This window comes from Candidatus Uhrbacteria bacterium (assembly GCA_016699205.1).
Lineage (GTDB): Bacteria > Patescibacteriota > Patescibacteriia > 2-12-FULL-60-25 > 2-12-FULL-60-25 > CAIXDN01.
In genome coordinates this window covers 78,815-102,078 of sequence record CP064964.1, presented here as the reverse complement: position 1 = coordinate 102,078, position 23,264 = coordinate 78,815, and the positions used below count along the sequence as shown (strand labels likewise).

Here is a 23,264-nt window from a genome sequence, read left to right as displayed (position 1 = left end):
CGACATGTCGTCCGTGAATTTTTTGAACGTCGATCATGACGCCGTTGCCCGCCGCAAAACGCTTGCGCTGGCCGGCGTTTTTACGCTATTTGTTGCGCTTATTTCTTTTGCTGGCGCCGCTGCTTCCTATCGCTCAGCTGAGCGCGGCACGTCGGTCTTCACGGAATTCGGCAACCTTCCGGTGATTAGCGATGTCCGTCAGCTCGTCTTTGGTGATTCCCCTGCAGAAGTCGGCACCATCACCGGACAAGCAGACAACGAGCCAAATCTCATGCGCGTTCTCGTGCTCGGCATCGGCGGCGCCGGTCATGATGGTTCGCTTTTGACAGACAGCATCATGCTCGCCACCGTCGATCTCGACAGTAAAGAAGTCGGCATTGTCTCTATCCCTCGCGACATGGCTTATCCGCGTGGCAACGGAACATTTGAAAAGATCAACGCCGTTCACGCTTGGGAAGAACAAGATCATCCAGGTGAAGGCGCTATCCGTACCGCTCGCAAATTTTCTGATTTCCTCGGTGTTAACATCGATCACGTTGTCCGTATCGATTTCCGCGGCTTCGCAGCCTTTATCGACGCCATCGGCGGTATCAATATCGATGTAGAGCGTTCCTTCACGGATAGCGAGTACCCGACAACGGATGAAAAGTGGCAAACCGTTTCGTTTAGAAAGGGTCCGCAAGTCATGGACGGTAAGACGGCGCTTATTTACGTTCGATCACGTCACGGCTCCAACGGCGAGGGCGGCGACTTTGCTCGCGCTCGCCGTCAGCAATTAGTGATGATCGCCGTTCGTCAAAAGCTTTTGTCACTCAATACACTCGGCGATCCAGGCAAACTCGCCAAGCTCTACCAAGCGATCACGAGCCATCTCCAATCCGACCTCTCTCCTTGGGACGCTATTAAATTAGCTCCGCTACTCCAGGACTTCTCTACCGAGAACATGACCTTTCATGTTCTTACCGATGCGGAAGATGGTGAACTCGTCGCTGCCAACCTGAACGGCAACGTCCTCCTCTTCCCTCGCGGTAATGACTGGACCCGCATCAAATCCCTCGTCAAAGACCCCTTTGCTAGCGATGAAGAGCGCGCTAAAGACGCCCCAGCGCTCTCCAAAGTCGAGGTGAAAAACGGTACTCTACACACTGGTTTAGCCTTCCAAATCAGCAATAACCTCAACTTAGAGGGCTTTTCTGCCCAAAACATGGGCAATGCCAACCGACGCAACTACACCCGGACCCTCCTGGTAGACTTGACAGATGGCAAAAAATCCGATGAACTAGCCAAATTGCGCCGCCAGCTCGCTGCTGATGTATCGCTTTCCTCGGTTACGACCACGGTCGGTTCCGACGGAATCAAGCGACGCGCCGTCTACACGGCCGCTTCCACCCAGGAAGTCATCATTAATGAAGATACGGATTTCCTCGTCCTTCTCGGCGAGAGCTCCTATGCGCTGGTAGCCAATCCGTATGCGACACAAACTCGGCCGTGACTTGCCGCGTGTAGCCTTGGTAGGACGTACGAATGTCGGTAAATCCACGTTGTGGAATCGCTTGACTGAGTCCGGCCGTGCCATCGTCAGCGCCAGTCCGCACACAACCCGCGACCGCAACTACGCTCCCGTTATTTGGAACGGAGCTTCTTTTGAAATGGTCGACACCGGTGGAATGGATACGGAGAAAGATGTGATCGGCGAAGGTATCCGCAAACAAGCCGAGAAAGCCATCAAAGAAGCAGACGTCGTTCTCTTTGTGGTCGATGCTCGTACCGGAATCATGCCGCAGGATCTCGATCTCGCTCGCCACGTACGCAAGCTTCACAAGAATGTCTGGCTCGTGGCCAACAAGGTCGATACGCTTCGTGAATTCAACGACGGCATGGCTAAAGAGTGGCAAGCCCTCGGATTTGGCGTCCCACACATCGTCAGCGCAGCTACTTCTCTCGGCTCTGGAGATTTGCTCGACGAATTGTTTATCGAACTCAACCGCATCGGTAAGCCGCCGCAGGTTATTCCGGAAGCCCGCCCGCTCCGCATCACGCTTGTCGGCCGCCCGAACGTCGGAAAGTCCTCTCTCGTAAACGCCATCGTTGGCGAGGAGCGCTCCATCGTATCCCCGATCCCCCACACCACGCGTGAACCTCAGGACACGCATTTGAAATACAACGGACAGGAAGTCGTGATTGTTGATACCGCTGGTATGCGCAAGCGTTCGCGCGTAGAAAAAGGAATTGAAGAAGCAGCGATCGAACGTAATCGCCAAGCTGTTGAAGCCGCCGATGTTGCCTTGCTCGTCTTTGATGCAACCGTCGATCCTTCTGCTTAGGATCGCCACTTGGCTGGCATGTTGGAGGAATCGAGCAAAGGTTTGATTCTGGTCGCTAACAAATGGGATTTAGTTCAGAACAAAGACACGGGTTCTACCAATGAATATGAAATGCTGATTCGTCAGCTTTTCCCATTCCTTTCCTGGGCTCCGATGGTCTTTGTGAGTGCTAAGGAAGATTTGCGCGCCGGAAAACTCATCGAGATGGCTGTAAAGGTTCAAGAGGAACGCATGCGTCACATCGACTATAACGCCGTAAACCGCGTACTCAAGTGGTGTATTCAAAAGATGAAGCCGCTTGCCAGCTACGGTCCAAAATCCCCTCGTATTTACGACGTCGCCCAAACTGGCCACGCACCGCCGACCTTCCTGGTCACGGTACACGGTGACAAGGACAACTTGCACAATAACTGGCTCAAGTTCTTCCAAAAGCGCTTACGCGATAAATTCTCCTTCACCGGTACCCCGATCCGCGTCAAAGTCCGCCACTTGCCGATGGCCAAGACGGAAAAGAAACGCAACGTAAACGGTCCAGGTATGGAAGCCGTCGTCGGAAAAGTCCGCCACAAAGAAAAAAGCTCGTCAACCAGACCATGCGCCGTCAGAAGCACGGTGGTCGCCGCTACTAAGCACAAAATTCCCGCTTTGGCGGGAATTTTGTTATTTGATGTACACAGATCCACCTTGTATATAAGGGTTACGATTCTCTTGTGCGTTCAAGCGCTTCGCGTTCCCCTCAGGAGACCGGCTATCGTATGAGTACCATTCTAAAGTATTGCGAAGAAGTGTGTAGGGCACATACGAAATGACCTGTGAGAGGAGAATGAAAATAAGTATTTTGACCCAATGTCTTTTTTTAGACACGTTCGCAGGTCGGACCTTTGATCTCGCCTCATCAATCATCACAGTAGCAATTGCAATAAATAAAGGGATGCCAACAAAAATTAATAATAAGTCACCTCCAAAATCAAATGAACCCGATTGAGAAAAGATAACAGCTAAAACAAGATTAAAAATGAATGCAGCTGAGAAACAGTAACCAAAAGTCACGAGCCAATATCGATCCGCATCATGATTCTTTTGCATATCTATGACAGAATAGCATATCATTACCCACATGAAACTCATCGTCGGTCTCGGGAACCCTGGCAAGGAATACGACGGAACCCGCCATAACATTGGCTGGGACGCTATTACAGCGTTCGCAGAAAGCGTGGGCGCAACGCCATTCTCCAAAAAAGCAGCCTTTCATGCCGAGGTCGCAGAAGCCAATATCGACGGTAAAAAGATTCTATTCGCTCGTCCGCTGACCTTCATGAATCTTTCCGGCAACTCGGTACAAATGTTCAAATCCTATTTCAAAATGGACAACGCCGATATTCTCGTCGTTCAAGATGAAATGGATTTTGATGTTGGATCATTCAAATTCTCAACCGGTTCCGGACCTGCTGGTCATAACGGTATTTTGTCGATTCAGCAAAGCCTCGGTTCACGCGATATCGCACGTCTCCGTATTGGCGTTAGTAAACCAGATCGTCACATGGCAAAAGAAGATTACGTTTTAGGTAAATTTTCTGCCGCAGAAAAGAAGTTACTGAAAGCGCAAACAAAAAAACTTAATCAAGCCATGAACGATTGGATCTCCCAAGGCTTGACAAAGACGATGAATGCGTGGAACGGAGTGTAAGGCGAGCCGATGGCCTGGGGCAACTGCAGACTTGGTACTCTGTGGTTCGGGGTTCGATTCCCCGCATCGGCTCCGTAAGGAATTTGACGCAGTGAGCAGAAAACAATATCCTGATAGAGGAGTACCAAGTCTGCAATTGTTGCCAAACCAATACAAAACACCCGCCACCAGCGGGCGTTTTGTTTTAAGGATATCCCCTTGACATAATTTTAATTTTGATACAACGGAGTAGAGAGTGCTTCCAAATAACATTGAAATGCTCTCGATTAGCGACGCGCGTTATCCGCCGTTGCTCCGTCAAATAAGCAATCCGCCAAACGGATTGTACTTGCGTGGAATATTACAAGATATTCCGTGCGTCTCGATTGTCGGCACACGTCGTTGCACTTCCTACGGTCGCCGTGCAACGCAAGAAATCGTGCGCGGACTTGTAAGCGCCGGCATTGGAATCGTTTCCGGACTTGCGCTTGGTATCGACGGAGAAGCACACACGACAGCTCTTGAAGCAGGCGGCTACACGATCGCAATCCTCGGCACCGGAATCGACGAGCCCACGATATACCCACGGGAACATCTCAAGCTCGCGCATAGAATTTTAGAAAACGGCGGAGCGATCATCTCGGAAAATCCACCCGGATCGCCCTCCTTCAAGCACGCCTTCCCGCGCAGAAATCGCCTCATCGCCGGCTGGACTCCGGCAACGCTAGTGATCGAAGCTAATGAAAGCAGCGGTTCTCTTATCACGGCAAAGCTCGCGCTTGAATATAATCGTGAAGTCCTGGCTGTCCCCGGATCAATTTGGTCGGATGTTTCTATGGGCTGCAATCGGCTCTTATCGCTCGGCGCCAAAGCCTGCACAAATGCCCAAGATATTCTTGATTCCTTAAAACTCGATCGGCCGGAACTCGTCTCGCAAGTACGAGCTTCCATGCCTCTGACCGCCCAAGAAAGTCATATTCTCGCCCTGGTAAACGGTCATATCCATATCGATGATCTCGCAACCCAAGCCAACCTCGATTCGGCGACAACCAGCGCCCATCTCTCGCTACTCGAGATGAAGGGATATGTGGCTCAACTTGGCGGACAATTCTGGTCTCGAACGTCCTCACGTTTGCATAAATGACCTTTGTCTTATATATATGTCTACACAGTTTTCAGGTGTCAGTGGTCAGGTTTCAGTAGCGAATCGACCAACTGGCAACAAAACAATCAAAAGTTTCAAGGACTTAATTGTTTGGCAGAAAAGCATGCTGCTCACAAAAAGCATCTACTTACTGCTTGAAAAAATACCGAGTAAAGAAGAATTCGGCTTAAAAAATCAACTGAGACGATCAGCTATATCAGTTCCTTCTAACATAGCGGAAGGTTCAAAGCGTGGTACAAGAAAGGATTTCCTGCACTTTGTAAGAACAGCGCACGGCTCACTCGCAGAAATAGAAACACAAATCTTAATCATAAAGGATTTGTATTCGCTGGAAGTAAGTGCTCTACTACAAGATATCAACGAGATTTCCAAGATCATGAATGGACTAATCTCCTCCCTACTAAAAACTGAAACCTGACCACTGAAACCTGCCCTATGCATTTAGTAATCGTTGAGTCCCCGACCAAAGCCAAAACCATCCGCAAGTTCTTGGGCAAGGACTACGAGGTGATCGCCTCCATGGGTCATGTTCGTGACCTTCCGTCTTCGCAAGACGAAGTTCCGGAACAATACAAAAAAACCGATTTCGGTAAGCTTGGCGTCGATGTTGAAAACGACTTTGCACCGCTTTACGTCATCAGCCCAAAGAAAGCCAAAACCGTTGCAGAAATCAAGCGGCTGCTTAAAAACGCCGATGACATCTATCTGGCGACTGACGAGGACAGAGAAGGAGAAAGCATCTCCTGGCACCTCTTGCAGCTTTTGAAGCCCAAGGTTCCGGTGAAGCGCATGGTCTTCCATGAAATCACCAAGACCGCTATCGATGCTGCTCTCGCACACCCGCGCGACATCGACGAAAATCTTGTTCATGCGCAAGAAGCGCGCCGTATTCTCGACCGTCTCGTCGGTTACACGGTGTCCCCTGTTCTCTGGAAGAAAATCGCCTTTGGACTATCCGCCGGCCGCGTTCAATCTTCATCGCTCAAAGCAATTGTCGACCGTGAACGGCTGCGAATGGCTTTCCGCAAAGGCTCCTACTGGGATGTCCTCGCAGAACTTGAGAAAGATAAAACAAAGTTTGAGGCCAAGCTCGTTCTTGTCGATGGAAAACGTGTCGCCAACGGAAAAGACTTTGATGAAAACACCGGCACACTCAGAGCTGATGCCAAGGATATTTTATTGCTCGACGAAGCAACTTCCAAAGCCATCGCCGATTCCACGCGCAAAGCCGATTGGAACGTAACGGATGTCACACAAAAAGAAACCAAGCGCAAAGCACCGGCTCCATTCACAACTTCTACGCTCCAGCAAGAATCCAACCGTAAAATCGGTCTGTCTTCGCGCGACACGATGCGCGTCGCGCAATCGCTCTACGAAAAAGGTTTCATCACCTACATGCGTACCGACTCGGTCAATTTGTCGGCAGAAGCGGTCAAAGGCATTAAGAGCGGCATCACCTCGCGTTTCGGCGCCGAGTTTATTGGCGAGGCAAAACATCACGCGGCCGCAGCCGGCGCGCAAGAAGCTCACGAGGCCATTCGTCCGAGCTTGACCTTTACCGCACCTCACGAAACCGGTCTCTCCGGCAGCGAACATGATGTCTACGAATTGATTTGGATGCGTACGATGGCATCGCAGATGAAAGATGCTGAGCAACTGCAGATTTCCGCTCGCATCGTTGCTGACAAAAATGAATTTAGTGCCTCAGGAATGAAAATCCTGTTCCCTGGATTTTTGCGCGCCTACGTAGAAGGCGCCGACGATGTCGAGCAAGCTTTGGAAGAACGTGAAAAAGCACTTCCTGAGTTAAAAACCGGCGATCAACCAAGCTGCGTTGAAACCAAGCCGCTCGCCCACGAAACCAAGCCGCCGGCACGCTTTACGGAAGCTTCGCTCATTCAGTTCATGGAAAAAGAAGGCATCGGCCGCCCAAGTACCTACGCTGCAACGATCTCGACGCTGCTTGATCGTGGCTATGTCGCCAAACAAGGCAGCGCCCTTATCCCGAGCTTCACGGCTTTTGCCGTAACCCAATTGCTCGAGAAGCATCTTTCCGATCTCGTCGACGTAACCTTCACCTCAACGATGGAAAAATCACTCGACAAAATCGCAGAAGGAAAAGAAGAGTGGCTTCCCTATCTCCGCAACTTCTATCTCGGCGATAAAGGCTTACGCAATCGCATTAACGATGAGCTCGAGAACATTAATCCGGAAGAAGCAAAGAAGATTATCATTCCGGAATTGGAAGGCTACTCCGTTAAGGTTGGTAAGTTTGGTCCATACGTCGAGTCGACACTTCCTAACACGGGCGCGCCGATCAAAGCATCCCTCCCACCCGATATGTTTCCGGGTGAAGCCACAAAAGAAGCTGTCGACACAGTCTTGAAGAGCGCTCAGCAAGGACCAACCTCGCTTGGCATGGACCCGGAGTCTGGCTTGCCAATCTTCTTGCGCACCGGTTCTTACGGCCCATATCTCCAGCTCGGTGAAGAAGTCGAGGATTCTAAAAAGAAACCTAAACGCGCCAGCATCCCAAAGACGATCCCTCTCGAAACGCTCGATTTCAACAAAGCCCTCTCCATCCTCGCTCTTCCTCGACTTCTCGGAGTTAAGGAAGATACTGGCAAAGAGATCCGCGCCGGCTTAGGCCGTTTCGGGCCCTATATCGTCCATGACGGCGACTTTAGATCGATTAAGGAGCCGGACGACGTTTTAACGATTACGCTTGAAAGAGCCCTTGAAATGCTCGCTCAGCCTAAAGGCACTCGTGGCGGCGGTGTTGGCAAGGAAATCGGTAAACATCCGGAAGATAATAAACCGATCACGCTCCACAGCGGTAAATACGGCAACTACGTCAAACACGGAAAAGTGAATGCCACGATTCCAAAAGACATGAAGCCGGAAGATGTCACGCTTGAGAAAGCCATCGAGCTCATCGCCGAGCGTGCAGCTAAAGGCCCAGCCAAATCCAAAACCAAACGTGCGCCGCGCAAAAAGAAAACACCCGCTGAATAGCGAGTGTTTTCTTTTAGGATGATTTGCTGGTGAAGTACTTCCAGGACTTAAGTCCGTCGATAAACTTGCCAAATCGACCTTTGGGCTTCTGCGTCTGAGACGCTGAAACACCTTCAAATGTGCCGTTACCGCTCGTCATGCGCGCTGAGCCACTGGATTTTATTTGGCCAAAGGTATTTCCTGGATGGTATTGCTCATATTGCTGAGCCTCATAATTCTCATCCTCTTCATCCAGATGTAATCCGATTTTCTCGAGCTTTGATTCTTTGGATGCGGTTTCAGGCTGATGAAGAAAAGCATTATACATCTCTTGATAACTTGACTCCGCCTTGTCTGCCAGCTGTTTAAGTTCAGCCGCCTTTGCTTTTGCCTCTAAAGAAACATCGCCTGTTTCGTGAGATTTCTTTTCAAATTCCAACGCGGCAATTCTATTTGCGAGTGCATCCAAATAAGCTTGTTCAAGCTTTGTGTGAGCCATGCCATGCGATGCATTAAAATCTTCAAAGGCTTTTTTCTCAGCAACAAGCTCCGCATCAATTTTCGCCAACTCTTTCTCAAACGTTTGAACACCGCGCTCAATATCTTCATCAAGTTCCGCCAATGCTGCTACTTCCTGCACTTCTTTCTGTTCTTCAGGTTTTAATTCCTCAACAGTAATAACCGGATCTTCCCGTTTAATAATGAGTGGTATTGCGGTAGCGGCTTCCTCCGGAGTAATTTTTGCCATCTCCTTACGAGACTCTTCTGCCTCATGTTTTTCCAAATCGGCCGCCATTTCTTCTGTCGTGAGCGGACCCTCTTGCATGGCTTTTTCGGCAACCGCAGCCAAACGAGCTTCTTCTGCTTCAGCTGGAGTTACCTCAGGGGCTTTTGGAGCCTCGCGCGAAGGTAGTGTCGTCGGCGTGTTGAACGATCCGATAACGGTCTTCAAATTTCCCAATGCGGCCTGTGTACGATTTCCAAGCTCGGCATCAGCTTGCTTAAGGGCGATAATTTCTGGTCCCGCAACCGCGGCTGTTTGCGCATCATCGATCTTAGAAATACCGAGCTCTCTCGTCACCGTCTCATCAACCTGGTTCTGGGCAATGCGGTAAACACCAGAAACATCGCCCGATTCAATCGCCGCTTCTGCCGAGTTATGGAGCGATTCGACGCGTAATTCCCCTGTCTTGGCAGGCGTTTCCACGATGGTGGCGGTTGCGTCGCTCATATCGACCACATGTTACCCGTTTCGCTCGCAGGGAGCAACGCATTGACGGTCTCAAAAACTTGCTACAATGTGGGTAAATCTATGTCTGGATCAGCCAACAAGTCCCAAACCGTCGAGGCGCTCTGCGATCTCGTGGCTGCTTATGATCCAAAAGCCCGCCGCGAGGATATCGTCCGAGCATACGAATTTGCCAAAGCAGCCCACGAGGGTCAAAAGCGCGCTTCCGGCGAGCCGTACATCATCCACCCGCTTGCGGCCGCTCTCAACCTCGCCGAGATGCGTTTACCCGCCCCGATTATCATTGCGGGCCTGCTTCATGATGTTCCAGAAGACACGCAAAAGACACTCGAGGATATTCAGAAAGAATTTGGCGAGGATGTCGCTGACATGGTCGGCGGTATTACGAAGCTTGGTAAGATCAAATATCGCGGCATTGAGCGATACATCGAGAACCTGCGCAAAATGTTCTTGACCATGGCTGCTGATGTACGTGTTGTCTTCATCAAATTTGCCGACCGCCTGCACAATTTGGAGACGCTCGAGAGCATTCCGCCAAAAAAACAATTCCGCATCGCCCTCGAATCACTCGAAATCTTTGCTCCCATTGCCAACCGGCTTGGTATGGGTGAAATGAAGGGACGTCTTGAAGACGCCGCTTTCAAGTATGTCTATCCAAAAGAATACGAATGGGTGAAAGAAATTTCTCGTTCCGGTCGGGAAGGCAAGCAAGAATACGTCGACAAATTGATCGTCAATACAGATGCGCTTCTGTCAGAAGCTGGAATGCAGAATGTTTTGGTACAAGGACGCGCCAAACATCTCTATTCGCTATACCGCAAACTCCTGAAAAATGAACGCAATATCGCGCGTATTTACGACCTGATCGCGCTCCGCATCATTGTCGATAACGTCGCCGACTGTTACGCCGCCCTCGGTATTATCCATAGCAAATGGACGCCGCTCAAAGGCCGTATCAAGGATTATATTGCTCAGCCAAAACCAAACGGATACCGCTCGCTGCATACGACGGTTTTTTGCGAAGACGGTGAAATTGTCGAATTCCAAATCCGCACAAAAGAAATGCATGCCATGAACGAATTCGGTATTGCTGCACACTGGGCTTATGACGAGCACGGAAAAATTGAATTGACCGGCAATAAATCGCGCGCACCGGAATGGGTTCGCGAGCTCGCTGATATCCAAAAAGAAATGGAAGACAAAAAACTCTATCTCCAGTCTCTGGAAGAATTAAAGATCGACGTTTTCCGCGACCGCATCTTTGTCTTCACACCCAAAGGAGACGTCATCGACCTTCCGGAGGACAGTACCTGCGTCGATTTCGCGTACGCCATTCACACGGATATCGGAAACACCTGTACATCCAAAACGGAGACATGGTCGATATTATCGTCGACAAGTCCCGCAAAGGCCCAAATCCCGATTGGGCAAACTTCGTAAAAACGCGCCAAGCCAAACAAAAAGTGAAGCAATACGCAAAATCCAGGATTTCGTCCTGGATCAAGGGCATGCTGCCGGGTGGAAGATAGAAGCGTTTACAACCGCTCCAGCAACGAGCCAAGCTCTTCATCAGATCCAAAATGCACGCGGATTTCTCCGACGCCCTTTGCATTTCTCTTGATTGAGACCTTGGCGTGTAGTTTTGTACGCAAGCGATCCTCAGCGGCAGAGATATTCGGATCAAGTGTACGCGGCAAACGTCGCACTCCAACACGTTCCTCTGTTTGTCGTACCGTGAAATTACCCGCAATCATGGCATGGAAAAGCTCCATGCGCTCGGCATCCGTCGGCAAAGACAAAAGCGTACGGCCATTGGAAGAAGAAATCTTTTTCTCGACCAAAGCCTGCTGAATCTCCTGCGGGAGCTGGAGCAAGCGGATAATATTTCCAACTTGCGGACGGCTCTTACCCATCTTGCGGCCAACATCGTCCTGCGTCATCCCAAACTCGTCGATTAAACGCTGATAAGCTTTGGCCTCTTCAATCGGATTCAAATCAGAGCGTTGTACGTTCTCGATAATTGCCAATTCAAGCTTCTGCAATTCCGTTGCATCACGTACGACAACCGGAACCGTTTTTAATCCGGCAATCGTCGATGCGCGCAAACGGCGCTCACCCGCAATCAGCTGATACGTTCCATCAGCAACAGGCGTAACGATCAAGGGTTGCAAAACACCATGTTCGCGGATACTGGAGATGAGATCTTCAAGATCCGCGTGATCAAACGTTAAACGCGGCTGATGCGGGTTACGAGAAATCTTGTCGATCGGAGCTTCCAAAATTCTCTGTCCTGGCAATTCCTCGGATTCCGACATTCTCGGCTCAGGATTAGCCATCGGTTGGACAGGAGCTGGTTTAGGCGGAATAAGCGCGCCTAATCCCCGACCCAAACCGGTTTGACGTTGTGGCATGATCATACGGTTGGAATTTCGAGCCCAATCGCCTCGCGCTCGATAATCTCTTGCGCGAGACGTTCATAGGCCTTCGCTCCCTTGGAAGCGGCATCAAAATGAACAATGGTACGGCCAAAGCTCGGAGCTTCAGCCAAGCGGACATTACGAGGAATAACAGAACGGAAAATATTGTTTGGAAAATATTTGTACAACTCGTGCAAAACATCGTCCGACAATTTGGTGCGCGGGTCGTACATGGTGATGACTGCGCCAAGGACGTCGATATCCGGACGAATATTCTGCTTCACAAGCTGCACGGTCTCAAGCAGCTGTCCCAAACCTTCAAGCGCATAATACTCTGCTTGCACCGGAATCAGGATTTCATCGCCGGCAACGATACCGTTCAATGTAATAAGACCAAGCGTCGGCGGACAGTCGATTAAAATAAAATCGTAATCGTTGCGGATCTCGAGCATGGCATGGCGAAGCATGAACTCGCGGTTCTCCATTCCGACGAGCTCAACGTTCAAACCAGCCAAAGCCGTCGTCGCAGGCGCAACGTGCAATCCAACATGCGCCGTCGGCTGGACGATATCGCGAATTTTCACTTGTCCAAGAATCGCCTCGTACACGCCCTTCTCCAGACCGCGATGGTCGATACCGATTCCGGAAGTTGCATTAGCCTGCGGATCGAGGTCCACAATCAAAACAAACTTTCCTTGGTCAGCAAGATAAGCGCCCAAATTGATGGCCGTCGTCGTCTTTCCAACCCCTCCTTTTTGGTTGACGATAGAAATAATCCGAGCCATAAGAACGGGCTTATCTTACGCTCCGGTTATCCTAGCTGGCAAGCGTCCATCCATCATCCCTATTCTGGCCTTCAAATGCTTGAGATGCTTCTCACGCTCCTCGGCAAATTGAGCAGGATCTAAACCATATTTATCCAAGAGCAACGTCGCATAACTACCGCCCAGGAAATGAGGCAGAATGACATAATCCGCTGAATTGTTGTAAAGCAAAATCGCTTCCTCAGCAGAATGAGCCATCATGATGGTAATCATCTCTTCTTGATGCTTTCTGACCTTATTTAACAAAAAGAGATTCGTTTCAACATCAGGCAGTGTCGAGATAAGGAGCTTCACTTTGGACAGATCGATCTCATCAAGAAACTCATTGTCATCAGCATCTCCGTAGACAGCGGGAATCTTACGACGTTTTAATTCTTCAATCGTCGCCGGATCAAAATCAACAACCAAATATTTTTTATAGGAAGCTTTTAACAACGGTAAAAAATCATGCCCTAATCGATGACATCCAAACAAAAGCGCATCAACACGTTCCAGCTTTTTCTTATCTAAGATGGGCTTACGGCGCTCAAAAAATGCCAATCGATTCCAAAGCTTGTCCGTTAACCAATCTGAAGCGGCCAACATGTAGCTTGAAAAAGCAAATGTCGCCATGGCGATGATCGTTACGAGCAAAACAACCTCATCACCAACATGCCCGAGCGAATACGCCAAAGCCATAAGCACAAGCGAAAATTCACTAATCTGCGCCATGGTTAAACCGGTTCGAAACGAGACATTGCGACCATACCCGATCGTTCCCATCAAACTCATCAGAATAATCGGCTTGCCGATCAAGACAAAAAGAGAAAGGATAATGGCAGGAAGAATCAACGCCTCTATTGATCCAAAATGAAGCTCCGATCCAAGTACGATAAAAAAGATGGCTACCAAAAAGTCGCGCAATACTTTCATTTTCGATGAAATCTCAAAATGATAGGCACTGGTTGACAAGGCAACGCCTGCAGCCAGCGCGCCGATTTCAATCGAGAATCCCGTGTATTGAAAAAGGGCTGCCACGCCCGTTCCCCAAGCGATTGAGAAAAGAAGCAAAAACTCTTGCGAAGACGCAAAAACTTTCGTGAGAGACGGCAAGATTAATTTTGAAACAGCCGTTACCCCGAGGCCAAGTAATATCGCTTTCAAAAAGACAATGGCAAACGATTGCCAATCCGATGCACCAGCACTAAGCGCCGTAACAACAACGAGAGCACACGTCGCTGTAACATCTTGAACCAACAAAATTCCGATAGAGATTTTTCCATAAATCGTCCCCAACTCCCGACGATCCTGAAGAAATTTTAAAGCGACAATCGTGCTACTAAACGTCAGCGCCAAACTGATATACAGCGCATTGATCCAGCTATATCCAAATAAAAACGCAATCACAAAACCAAAAGCGGCTGTCAAAATAACCTGACCGCTTCCCGCTAAAAAGGAAACGCCTCCAACCTCACGCACAACTTTTGGCGATAAGCTTAGGCCAACGATAAACAAAAGTGCCGTGATTCCAAGTTTGGATAAAAACGAAAGCGTTTCCTCTGAATGAATCAATCCAAAAACCTGTGGTCCGGCAAGAATACCGCTAAATAGGTACGCTAAAATCAGCGGTTGTTTAAGCTTATGGAGCACAAGCGAAACAACCGTCGTCAATGAAAGCAGCAAGGCAACCTCAAGGAACAAATTCACAATGACCAGTATAGCAAATCCCGCCCTTTTGGGGCGGGATGCACTTGGTTGCGGGGGTGGGATTTGAACCCACGACCTCATGGTTATGAGCCATGCGAGCTGCCGGGCTGCTCTACCCCGCGACAAATCTCTGTGGCCGGACTATACGTCCAACTTGCGCGTCTGTCAAGCATCGGATACATTATCCGCCGCGTCAGCCGCGGTGGCGGAATTGGTAGACGCACGGGACTCAAAATCCCGCGATCGCAAGGTCATGAGAGTTCGATTCTCTCCCGCGGCACCAAGGAAAAACAGCCTTTACGGGCTGTTTTTTCGTTACACAATGAGGGAAAGAAGTCCCGCCAGGAAGAGGACTTGCATCGCGAATCCGGAGGCAAATGTCATGTCATGCTGCTCGCTAACCATGTTGTGAAAAAAGAAATGCAATCGATGAAACCACTTAAAGCCAGGTACACGGAAAACCTCGTAAACCCCTACTAAAAGATCTGGCAAGACTCCACCAATAATTCCCATTGTAATAGCGAGCTTTGCATCGCCCAAACCAAGATTAAAAATAAACAAAACGAACAATGTTGTAAGAATTCCATCAATCGTCACGTAAGCAATGGATGATTTTACCCTTCGTCCAGAGACGTAATCCTTATAAAGGTTCGTATCCCCATGCGGGATGATATCGCTAATAAAATGCGATGCCATGCCTAGTACAAAAGCAGCAAATGCATTTTCTGGAACCTGTTGGGCGATCAAAGCCCCCAAGACCGCGTGGGTCGTGATGAACATAACTGATTCTCGAGAATTCTAGCATAAATCGCCTTAAAAGCAAAAATCGCGCTTAATAGCGCGATTTTTGTATGGTAGCGGGGGGCGGAGTTGAACCGCCGACCTCGGGCTTATGAGTCCCACGCTCTAACCAACTGAGCTACCCCGCCTCATGTAAAAGCTCGAAAAGACTACCAACACTCAACGATTTTGGCAAGCATGATCCTGGCCGTCTTTTCCCAAGAAAACCGCTCAGCCTGCATCTTCCCTCTCTCTCCATCAATCCGACCCTGAAACCCTTCGACAATCGCCTCTATCCAGCTCGCCTTGTCACTTGGTTCGAGCAATACCCCAGCATCTCCCACAACTTCCGGTATCGCGCCCCGCCTGCTCGCGATCACCGGAATACCCAGCGCCATCGCCTCCAAAGCTGTACGACCAAAACCCTCATGAAATGAAGGTAAAAGTAACATCGAAGCGTTTTTTAAAAGTTCGTCTCGTCTTGCGTCGTCAAATACATCGACAACCTCCGCCTTCCCTAATCGGACATTTCCCCAACCCCTTCTCCCTGCAACAACCAAACGCGCCTCAGGAATAACCGATCTCACCTCGTCCCATAAGTCAGTCACAAAAGAAATATTCTTCCTTGGTTCTACGGTTCCCAAAATCAACGCATACGGTTCTCGTTGATACATCTCTTTGCCTAAAAATTCACCTTGTTTAATACCCTGATAAGTAACAGTGATATTCATTACCTCGATCCCAGTCTTATTGATTATGGCTTTTTTCGTATCCTCGCTAACTGAAAAAATATGTCTGGCTCTTTTCAGTCCATACAAAAAAAGTCTCGTCGTCACGAATCGTTTGAAGAAAGATTGCGGAAACCATTCCGGATGGTCAAAGATCGCAAGATCATGCACCCAAGGAAAAATCGCACCACTTACAAAAGGCGATACCGCGCCGCTCGGAACCAATACATGATCGACTCCATCCTCCTTCATCTTCTTTGCCAAATCTCGCCCACCCATTCTCTCGCGATAAACAAACAGAGCGATTCCGTATTCGCTAGCACGCTTCTCTAATTCTTCAATCAATTCTCGAGTCGCATGCGCAATCCCAGCTCCAAGACCCGTATCGACTCCGCGCGAATCAACACCAAGACGCTTCATGTTAATTCTCTCGATTCAACCGGGCTTGCCTGCCATTCCATTCAAAATTCTGGAAGCTCCAATACGAAAGCGCCTTTACATCCTGAAAACGCGTAAAGTGCGTTCCGCCTCCCAAAACGACAGCGATCACCTCATGGCCCACCGCATCGCGCGTTGCTTGAGCCATACAGAATCCAGCCTCAGGTAACGTTCCCGTCTTTGCGGCGACGATATGATACGGTTTACGATTCAAGTCCGAAGCCAAAAGCAAATTGGTTGTCTTGATCAAGTACTTTCGATTCGTAGCCCGTCCTACCAAGTTCACGCTCGACTGTTCTGTTGTCTGTCTCAAATCCGGATAGCTCAAAGCAGCTCGTAGCGCCAAAGCCACATCTTTCGCGCTCGCTTTATTGCGTGCATCGAGTCCTGATGGATCAAAAAACACCGCATGCTCCATGCCAATCGCCCTTGCCTTACGATTCATCGCGGCAACAAATTCCTCCTGTCCTCCGCTATTTCTCGCCAAAACATTCGCCGATTCATTCACGGACCCGATTAAAAGCGACTGGAGCACTTCCCGCTTGGTAAAACTCTCACCAGTTGGAAAAACGGTTTTACCTGCGCTCGCATCATCTTGAGCGGTAAACGTCACACGATCATCCAAATTTGGTTTACCATCCAAAAACACCATCGCCGTAATAATTTTCGATAAACTCGCAATCGGCACAGCAACATGCGAATCTTTCTCGTACAGAACCTGTCCGCTCGCCACATCCATCACAACAGCCGCCCGGGCATCAACATCGATACCAAGTGTCGCTTGATTCTTCTTGGTAGGTGCTTCGCTCGTCACCGCAACATATTTTGCAACCGGAAGACCATTCAGGCCGCCTGTCGGCGCCTGACGCGCAGCCTGTAGAGCCAGGCTGCCAACCAAAATGATCATCGCTTCCGCATTCATAGACTAAACCGTTTGGTCGCTTACATCCTTAGGTTCAGCCGGCTCCAATTCTTCCAAGGCTTGTGTCACGGCCGAGTGACCGCGTAGTGCCTCATAATCCGGCAGCTCATCCGCCTTACCCATGCCGAGATGCTTATAAAAGTCGAGCGTAACCGCATACATCGGCTGCCCGATCTTCATTTCTTCTTTCATCTCCACCAAGCCGCGCAACATCAAATTACGTAAAATCAAGGCCGATTGAACGCCGCGTATCTGCTCCAACTCCGGACGTGTCATCGGTCCGCGATACGCAAGAATCGCCAAAGCCTCCATGGAAGGACGAGAGAGCTCACCCTGTGTCTCTGCTTTCAAAACACCTCGTACAACTTCCGACATCTCTGGACGCGTCACCAACTCGGCTTCTTCTCCATGAACCACGAGCATGATTCCGGATCCGCTTGTCTCAAGTCTTCCAGCGAGATCACCAAAAGCGCGCTTCACATCTTCCTTTCCTGATTTCGTAATATCCGCCAAACGTTTGGCGTTCATCGGCTGGGCCGAGGCAAAAAGCAAAGCTTCGATAATAGCAGAAAGGTCGTTCATACATTTGGCGTCTCGATTCTGTGTAGTCGAATATCCTCAAACAAAGCACCTTGTTCGATACGTACAATGCGCTGTTTGATAAGTTCTAGCAAGGCCAAAAAACCCACAACCATCTCGCTCTTATCGTGCGAGTCGGCTAAAAATCGGTGGAACGAAACCTGCATCATCGATGAAACGCGCGCGCGTAAATGCTCGATCTTTTCCTCAATCGTAATCGCGCGCTCGATAGCCGCCTTTGGAAGATTCAAAATCGGCTCCAAGCGCTTTGCCGCTCGTTCATACAATTCTTTAAGCAAAGCTGGCGTCACGCCTTGTGGTGGCGAGAAAATCGGCTCCGTCTGCTTTACGACACGCTGTGTCCTCGCATAAGCCTCACGTCCTTGATTCCAAATTTCTCCAATCTGCTTGGCTGCTTCTGCAAACGCTTTATACATGCGTAGCTGTGTTTCCAAATCAGGACCCTCGTCCAAATCCTCCGAAAGATCAGGAAGCAACGCTTTTGATTTCAAATAAACGAGCTTTGCCGCAACAACCAAAAAATCCGCCAGATCTTCTGGCGCAATTTTTCCTTGATGCTCGCGAATGTGTTGAACAAATGGCTCCGTAACCGCAACAAGAGAAATATTCGTAATCTCCATCTCCTGCTTCTCGACAAGCTGCAAGAGCAGGTCCAATGGACCTTCAAATTTCTCGATGCGGACTTCGTAAGCCATGATTACTTCTTGATTTTGATATGCGCTTCATCCAAACGTTTCTCTTCGATTTCACTCGGCGCGCCCATCATCAGGTCTCGTGCGTCACCTGTTTTTGGATAAGCAATCACTTCTCGAATATTCGGCTCATTTGCCAAAATCATCACAACACGATCAATGCCCGGAGCCATTCCTCCATGCGGCGGAGCTCCATACTCAAAGGCTTCCAACATGTGACCAAATCGAGCCTGGATCAATTCTTTCGGCAAACCGAGCATTTCAAAAATCTTATTCTGAAGCTCGCGCTGATGGATACGGATCGACCCGCTCGACAACTCATAGCCATTCAACACCAAGTCATACGATGCAGCACGGACTTTAAGCGGATCGGATTCCAAAAGATGCAAATCTTCCGGATTTGGCATACAGAACGGATGATGCGCCGCCTGAATACCATCATCAGACTTTTCAAACATCGGGAAATCAACAACCCAGCAGAATGCTAATTCATTCGGATCATTCTTGTCTTTACGAAGATCCGGCTTGTCGTTTCCGTACTTCTCCATCGACTCGGCATACGTAATACGCGGGAATGGCGTCTGCGTAATATGTTTCTCCGGCGCAACCGCCTTTACCATCTCGATAAACATGCGCTCATTCAAAGCGAGTACGTCCTCCTGATTCACAAACGACATCTCAAGATCGAGTTGCGTAAACTCCGGCTGACGATCTCCGCGCTGGTCTTCATCGCGGAAGCAGCGCGCGATCTGGAAATAACGCTCAAGTCCACCCACCATTGATAATTGTTTGAACTGCTGTGGCGACTGCGGAAGCACATAAAACTCTCCGCCGTGCAGACGTGATGGAACAAGATATTCACGCGAACCCTCCGGCGTACCCTTGGTCAAAATCGGCGTTTCAATTTCCAAGAATCCTTCCTTGTGAAGAAACTCACGGAAGAATCGAATGACATTGTCGCGCAAAATCAAATTATTACGCATGCGCGGACTGCGAAGATCAAGATAGCGATATTTCAATCGCAGTTCCTCGTTGATATTAGACGTGTCTTCAAGTTCAAATGGCGGCGTTTTGGCTTCATTCAAAATGACGAGCTCTTTTGCAAGCACTTCAACCGATCCTGTTGGAAGGGTTTCATTCACCTGCTTTGCACCGCGCTTGTTCACGATACCGCGCACCGCAATACAAAACTCCGGTCGCAGCTGCTTCATCAGTTCTTTTGAAGCGTCATCGAGCTCAGCTGGCACAAAAACAACCTGCGCAAGACCGCTACGGTCGCGCATATCGATAAACGCCAGCTTTCCCATGTCGCGTCGGGTGTGTACCCAGCCTTTGAGCCAGACCTCCTCGCCAACCTTGGAAACCGTGTCCAGAATCATCGTCCTTTGCATAGGTCAATATCTCACCAGAAAAGCTAAAATGACGCAAAAACCAACCTACTGATAGAGACTTGCCTCGGCTTGAATACTTTCTAAAAGCAAACCTGAGCCGCCTTCTTGCTTCAAGGCCTGCTCATAAATAACCCAAACCAAGCTAGCCTTACAATCATCACGACGACCTGCCGCGCACTCCTGATAGCGCTGAACCTCAGCCCGAGCGTGATTTTTCATGCCAGCCGGAAGAAATAACCCAACGAGAGTTACGACCAATCCAAGGCTAATCCAAACCTTAATCCATCCGGTTGGGAGTTTTTGCGAGGGTGTTGCCATATTCCGCTAAATTATAACATACGGGCCGCTGAAGGCGCAGCCGGAAGCTGCTGAAGCTGATCGAGAGTCAATGTCCTCATATCCAGCAAAAAAGACCGTACGTCCTTGGCCAAGTAAAAGTCGATTCTCATCCAACCAAAGCAACGGAACCCCGCTTCCACTCCATCGTTTGCCAACCGCAGCCGCAACAACATCTCCATCATCGGTTCGATAAGCCAATGCTCCCTCAGGCCCTGGCATCACGCTTGCAATGAGACGCGACTCTTCCGCCATCGTTTCCTGAATTCCTGAAACTGAAACACGAATCAATCGCGACGGTCCGGTCGGCTGCGACTCGATTCCTTCTCCAGGTACAAACGTCGCAAACCAAGCGTGATTATCCGCGCTTGGTAACGCGTTAGCATATTCCGGCATATCATAAATCGATCGGATCTCACCTGATCTCGATACAAGCAAAAGCTTTCTCACATCCGCCGATGCAAGCACAAAAACATGCGTCTCATCCGCTGCACCGGCCAAGCGAGCATCTCCGTAGGCCTCGCCATTTCCACTGCGTAACGGAATATTCCACTCTCCACCATCCGTTAAAATCGGCGCACTACCATCAGGCGACGCAGGAATAATATAGAGCTCGGCATGTCGCTTCCAAGTATCAAGCCTCCACCCTTTCTCTACACTCTGCTGCTCCACCGTCTTGCCCGGAAAAGAGAGCGAATACACTTGATCACGATCCCCTTTTGGCGCGGCGATTCCCAACTCGATGGTAGACGTGGCGATCGTCTCTGTGATGGATGCCTGAACGGTTGATGTCGCCGCACCGACGTTCGAACCGAAAGAGATCGGCCCACCGCCTTGTACGGAATAATAAATACCGCCAGCCAAGACACCTAAAATCCCGGCCCAAACCCAATGCGTCGCCTGAGGCGTCCGGCCATGGTCTTCATCCCGATGTCTCCGTCGGCGTGACATACGCACCTATTCTAGCAGGGTTGACAATATTTTGGTTTTTTGCTAGGTTGACACGTTCGCTCTTTCCATTGGTCATCTCGTCACAAGGAGTTTCTCAAGGTGCCCCAAAAGAAAAAGGTCACTCACCGCAAGCGTGTTCAGAACAGCGTCATGGACCTCGGTTCCATCCGCAAGGCCCTGCGGCCGGGCCTTCGCAATGCATTCGACCGCATCGCCAAGTACGCGCTCGCCGGCGCCGGCGCCTTCGACTGGCTCGACCGCAACAAGCCCAAGGCTCCTCGAACACGCTCATCCAAGAGCAAGTCAACGTCGAGCAGGGCGCCCAAGAAGGAGGGTCCGAGCCCCCGGCTCCGCGAGCCGGGACCGATCGAGCGTCGCGGCAAGAAGTGGGTCAACCCCGGCTTGCCCAACAACCTCGACCACATTCCGGTCGAGGATCGCGATCTCGCTCGCCTCGAGCTTCTGCGCGCGTACCACGACGGCCCCGAGGCTTTCGTCGCCAAGCGCGAGGAGCTGATGAAGCGCTTCAAGATCGACCAGCACCCCAAGCGCGAGATCATCATGGGTGCCTTCTGGGGCCACCTGAACGGCCATCGGCGCAAGCAGTTCGTCGCGCGCATCCTCGCGATGAAGTCGGGAAAACGCTACGAGATCCTGACCGATCTCGCCAAGCTCTACCGTATGCCGTCCAAGAAGCTGACGCTCGAGGTCGACGCCAAGCCGACCATCCACTGATACTGAAAGGCCCTCGATCTCATCTGAGACCGAGGGCCTTTCCAATTACGGTTCCAATCGATTCATCAACCTTGGGAACGGAATCGTTTCTCGTACATGGTGAATTCCACAGATCCACGTCGTCAGACGTTCGAGACCGTAACCGAATCCGGAATGCGGCACGCTTCCATATTTCCGAAGATCGAGATACCACTGAAAATCTTTTTCCGGAAGTTTGTGTTCACGAATGCGTTCAAGCAACGCTTCATAATTATCCTCACGCTGTGATCCTCCGATGACCTCGCCGTATCCCTCTGGCGCCAACAAATCGGCGTTCAATACGCGTGAAGGATCTGCCGGATCACGCTTCATATAAAATGCTTTCACCGCCGTCGGATATTTCTCGACGAAAATCGGCTTGTCATGCGCCTTGGTAATCAACGTCTCATCATCAGCTCCAAGATCATCCATCTCTCCGATATCCGATCCATGCTCGCGCAGCCACTTGATTGCTTCTGCATGTGTCATGCGGATAAACGGCGCCTGAACTTTTTTCAATGGTTCCTGGTCGCGTTCTAGGATCTTGAGTTCGGGTTGGCAGTTTTTCAAAACGCTTTCGACAATATGGCAAACCAAAGCCTCTTGTATCTTCAAGTTACCTTCATGATCGACAAAAGCCGCTTCTGCATCCATCATCCAAAACTCGGTAAGGTGACGGCGCGTCTTGGACTTTTCAGCACGAAACACCGGACCAAAATCAAAACATCGTCCGACAGACGCAATCGCCGCTTCCAAGTACAATTGCCCCGATTGCGAGAGATACGCTTTGCGTTCTCCAAAATAATCTACTTCAAAGAGATCCGTCGTTCCTTCACAAGCGCTGGGCGTAAAAATCGGTGAGTCGATTTTTGTGTATCCGTTGTCGTGCATCCAACCGTACGTTGCGTTAATGATTTCATTGCGAACGCGCTGAATCGCCCACTGCGTCGGCGTACGCAGCCAAAGATGGCGCTGGTCAAGCAAAAAGTCCGGACCATGCTCTTTCTTTCCAATCGGAAACTCCTCGGCCTTTTGAACGAGCTCAACCTTCGTCGCCTGCAACTCATACACACCCTCCTGCTTTGGGTGTTTTGAAACATTACCCGTCACGATAACCGACGACTCGATCGTCGCTTCCACGGCCGCATTCCAGCTCGCTTCATCAATGCCGTTCTTTGCGATAACAGCCTGCGTAAAGCCCGATCCATCTCGAATCTGGAGAAACGCAATAGAACCGCTGGAACGGACATTGTAAGCCCAGCCTGAGATCGTCGCTTCTTGTCCGACGAGACCGGAAAAATCCTTGATAAATGCCTTCATAGATAGCGGCCACAATAGCGAAACCCCC

Annotated in this window: 21 protein-coding genes, 3 tRNA genes and 1 pseudogene; 10 read left to right on the top strand and 15 right to left on the bottom strand. The window is 50.0% G+C overall.

Annotated features, from left to right (window positions below; all coding sequences use genetic code 11):
- Nucleotides 1–4 precede the first annotated feature (4 nt).
- The 7 genes from IPH19_00575 (at nucleotide 5) to topA (ending at nucleotide 8,170) form a co-directional block, all read left to right on the top strand.
- Nucleotides 5–1,492, top strand: a complete 1,488-nt coding sequence (locus IPH19_00575) for an LCP family protein (protein ID QQR60948.1) — start codon at nucleotides 5–7, stop codon at nucleotides 1,490–1,492.
- Nucleotides 1,470–2,324: a ribosome biogenesis GTPase Der gene (gene der, locus IPH19_00570; GenBank protein ID QQR60947.1), complete on the top strand. Its 855-nt coding sequence runs from the start codon at nucleotides 1,470–1,472 to the stop codon at nucleotides 2,322–2,324. Before IPH19_00575 ends, der begins: the two co-directional genes overlap by 23 nt.
- A 9-nt stretch (nucleotides 2,325–2,333) precedes the next feature.
- A complete protein-coding gene (locus IPH19_00565) occupies nucleotides 2,334–3,083 on the top strand; it encodes a hypothetical protein (protein QQR60946.1) in 750 nt (249 codons plus the stop codon).
- A 358-nt stretch (nucleotides 3,084–3,441) separates the two neighbouring features.
- Nucleotides 3,442–4,011 (top strand): aminoacyl-tRNA hydrolase, encoded by a 570-nt coding sequence (locus IPH19_00560; GenBank protein ID QQR60945.1) that lies wholly within the window; start codon nucleotides 3,442–3,444, stop codon nucleotides 4,009–4,011.
- Nucleotides 4,012–4,246: 235 nt separating this feature from the next.
- A complete protein-coding gene (gene dprA / locus IPH19_00555; GenBank protein QQR60944.1) occupies nucleotides 4,247–5,134 on the top strand; it encodes a DNA-protecting protein DprA in 888 nt (295 codons plus the stop codon).
- Between the two features lie 85 nt (nucleotides 5,135–5,219).
- Nucleotides 5,220–5,573, top strand: coding sequence for a four helix bundle protein (locus IPH19_00550; protein ID QQR61349.1), 354 nt, complete (start codon nucleotides 5,220–5,222; stop codon nucleotides 5,571–5,573).
- A 17-nt stretch (nucleotides 5,574–5,590) separates the two neighbouring features.
- On the top strand, nucleotides 5,591–8,170 hold the full coding sequence (gene topA / locus IPH19_00545; protein QQR60943.1) for a type I DNA topoisomerase: 2,580 nt from the start codon (nucleotides 5,591–5,593) through the stop codon (nucleotides 8,168–8,170).
- Between the two features lie 13 nt (nucleotides 8,171–8,183).
- On the opposite strand, the gene IPH19_00540 is transcribed toward topA, so the two are convergent.
- Nucleotides 8,184–9,380, bottom strand: a complete 1,197-nt coding sequence (locus IPH19_00540) for a hypothetical protein (protein QQR60942.1) — start codon at nucleotides 9,378–9,380, stop codon at nucleotides 8,184–8,186.
- A gap of 81 nt (nucleotides 9,381–9,461) precedes the next feature.
- Between IPH19_00540 and IPH19_00535 the strand changes: the two are divergent.
- Nucleotides 9,462–10,927 (top strand): annotated as a pseudogene (locus IPH19_00535) (bifunctional (p)ppGpp synthetase/guanosine-3',5'-bis(diphosphate) 3'-pyrophosphohydrolase).
- A 6-nt stretch (nucleotides 10,928–10,933) separates the two neighbouring features.
- Here IPH19_00535 and IPH19_00530 read toward each other — a convergent pair.
- The 4 genes from IPH19_00530 to IPH19_00515 form a co-directional block, all read right to left on the bottom strand.
- Nucleotides 10,934–11,815, bottom strand: coding sequence for a ParB/RepB/Spo0J family partition protein (locus IPH19_00530; GenBank protein QQR60941.1), 882 nt, complete (start codon nucleotides 11,813–11,815; stop codon nucleotides 10,934–10,936).
- Complete coding sequence (locus IPH19_00525; GenBank protein ID QQR60940.1) at nucleotides 11,812–12,600, bottom strand: ParA family protein; 789 nt, start codon at nucleotides 12,598–12,600, stop codon at nucleotides 11,812–11,814. Before IPH19_00525 ends, IPH19_00530 begins: the two co-directional genes overlap by 4 nt.
- Before the next feature lie 15 nt (nucleotides 12,601–12,615).
- Complete coding sequence (locus IPH19_00520; GenBank protein ID QQR60939.1) at nucleotides 12,616–14,325, bottom strand: cation:proton antiporter; 1,710 nt, start codon at nucleotides 14,323–14,325, stop codon at nucleotides 12,616–12,618.
- 45 nt (nucleotides 14,326–14,370) lie between these two features.
- Nucleotides 14,371–14,447, bottom strand: a tRNA-Met gene (locus IPH19_00515).
- 74 nt (nucleotides 14,448–14,521) lie between these two features.
- Between IPH19_00515 and IPH19_00510 the strand changes: the two genes are divergently transcribed.
- Nucleotides 14,522–14,608, top strand: a tRNA-Leu gene (locus tag IPH19_00510).
- Nucleotides 14,609–14,640: 32 nt separating this feature from the next.
- Here IPH19_00510 and IPH19_00505 read toward each other — a convergent pair.
- From IPH19_00505 to IPH19_00465, 9 genes are all read right to left on the bottom strand, one after another.
- Entirely contained in the window at nucleotides 14,641–15,105 is a 465-nt protein-coding gene (locus IPH19_00505; GenBank protein ID QQR60938.1) for a hypothetical protein, read from the bottom strand.
- Nucleotides 15,106–15,177: 72 nt separating this feature from the next.
- Nucleotides 15,178–15,254: transfer RNA gene (locus IPH19_00500), tRNA-Met, on the bottom strand.
- A gap of 21 nt (nucleotides 15,255–15,275) precedes the next feature.
- A complete protein-coding gene (locus IPH19_00495) occupies nucleotides 15,276–16,253 on the bottom strand; it encodes a glycosyltransferase family 4 protein (GenBank protein QQR60937.1) in 978 nt (325 codons plus the stop codon).
- Between the two features lies 1 nt (nucleotide 16,254).
- A complete protein-coding gene (locus IPH19_00490) occupies nucleotides 16,255–17,193 on the bottom strand; it encodes a D-alanyl-D-alanine carboxypeptidase (protein QQR60936.1) in 939 nt (312 codons plus the stop codon).
- Nucleotides 17,194–17,196: 3 nt separating this feature from the next.
- The gene (gene scpB, locus IPH19_00485; protein ID QQR60935.1) at nucleotides 17,197–17,775 is read right to left on the bottom strand and encodes an SMC-Scp complex subunit ScpB; all 579 of its coding nucleotides are present in this window, start codon (nucleotides 17,773–17,775) and stop codon (nucleotides 17,197–17,199) included.
- Entirely contained in the window at nucleotides 17,772–18,488 is a 717-nt protein-coding gene (locus tag IPH19_00480) for a segregation/condensation protein A (protein ID QQR60934.1), read from the bottom strand. Before IPH19_00480 ends, scpB begins: the two co-directional genes overlap by 4 nt.
- A 2-nt stretch (nucleotides 18,489–18,490) precedes the next feature.
- Nucleotides 18,491–19,876, bottom strand: coding sequence for an aspartate--tRNA ligase (gene aspS, locus IPH19_00475; protein ID QQR60933.1), 1,386 nt, complete (start codon nucleotides 19,874–19,876; stop codon nucleotides 18,491–18,493).
- 45 nt (nucleotides 19,877–19,921) lie between these two features.
- The gene (locus IPH19_00470) at nucleotides 19,922–20,194 is read right to left on the bottom strand and encodes a hypothetical protein (GenBank protein ID QQR60932.1); all 273 of its coding nucleotides are present in this window, start codon (nucleotides 20,192–20,194) and stop codon (nucleotides 19,922–19,924) included.
- Nucleotides 20,195–20,200: 6 nt separating this feature from the next.
- Entirely contained in the window at nucleotides 20,201–21,163 is a 963-nt protein-coding gene (locus tag IPH19_00465) for a hypothetical protein (protein ID QQR60931.1), read from the bottom strand.
- A gap of 150 nt (nucleotides 21,164–21,313) precedes the next feature.
- Here IPH19_00465 and IPH19_00460 point away from each other — a divergent pair, with 150 nt between their 5' ends.
- Nucleotides 21,314–21,898: a hypothetical protein gene (locus IPH19_00460; GenBank protein QQR60930.1), complete on the top strand. Its 585-nt coding sequence runs from the start codon at nucleotides 21,314–21,316 to the stop codon at nucleotides 21,896–21,898.
- Between the two features lie 45 nt (nucleotides 21,899–21,943).
- On the opposite strand, the gene asnS is transcribed toward IPH19_00460, so the two are convergent.
- Nucleotides 21,944–23,236 carry an asparagine--tRNA ligase gene (gene asnS, locus IPH19_00455; GenBank protein ID QQR60929.1) on the bottom strand — a complete coding sequence of 431 codons (1,293 nt, stop codon included), beginning with the start codon at nucleotides 23,234–23,236 and terminating at the stop codon, nucleotides 21,944–21,946.
- Nucleotides 23,237–23,264: the final 28 nt, after the last annotated feature.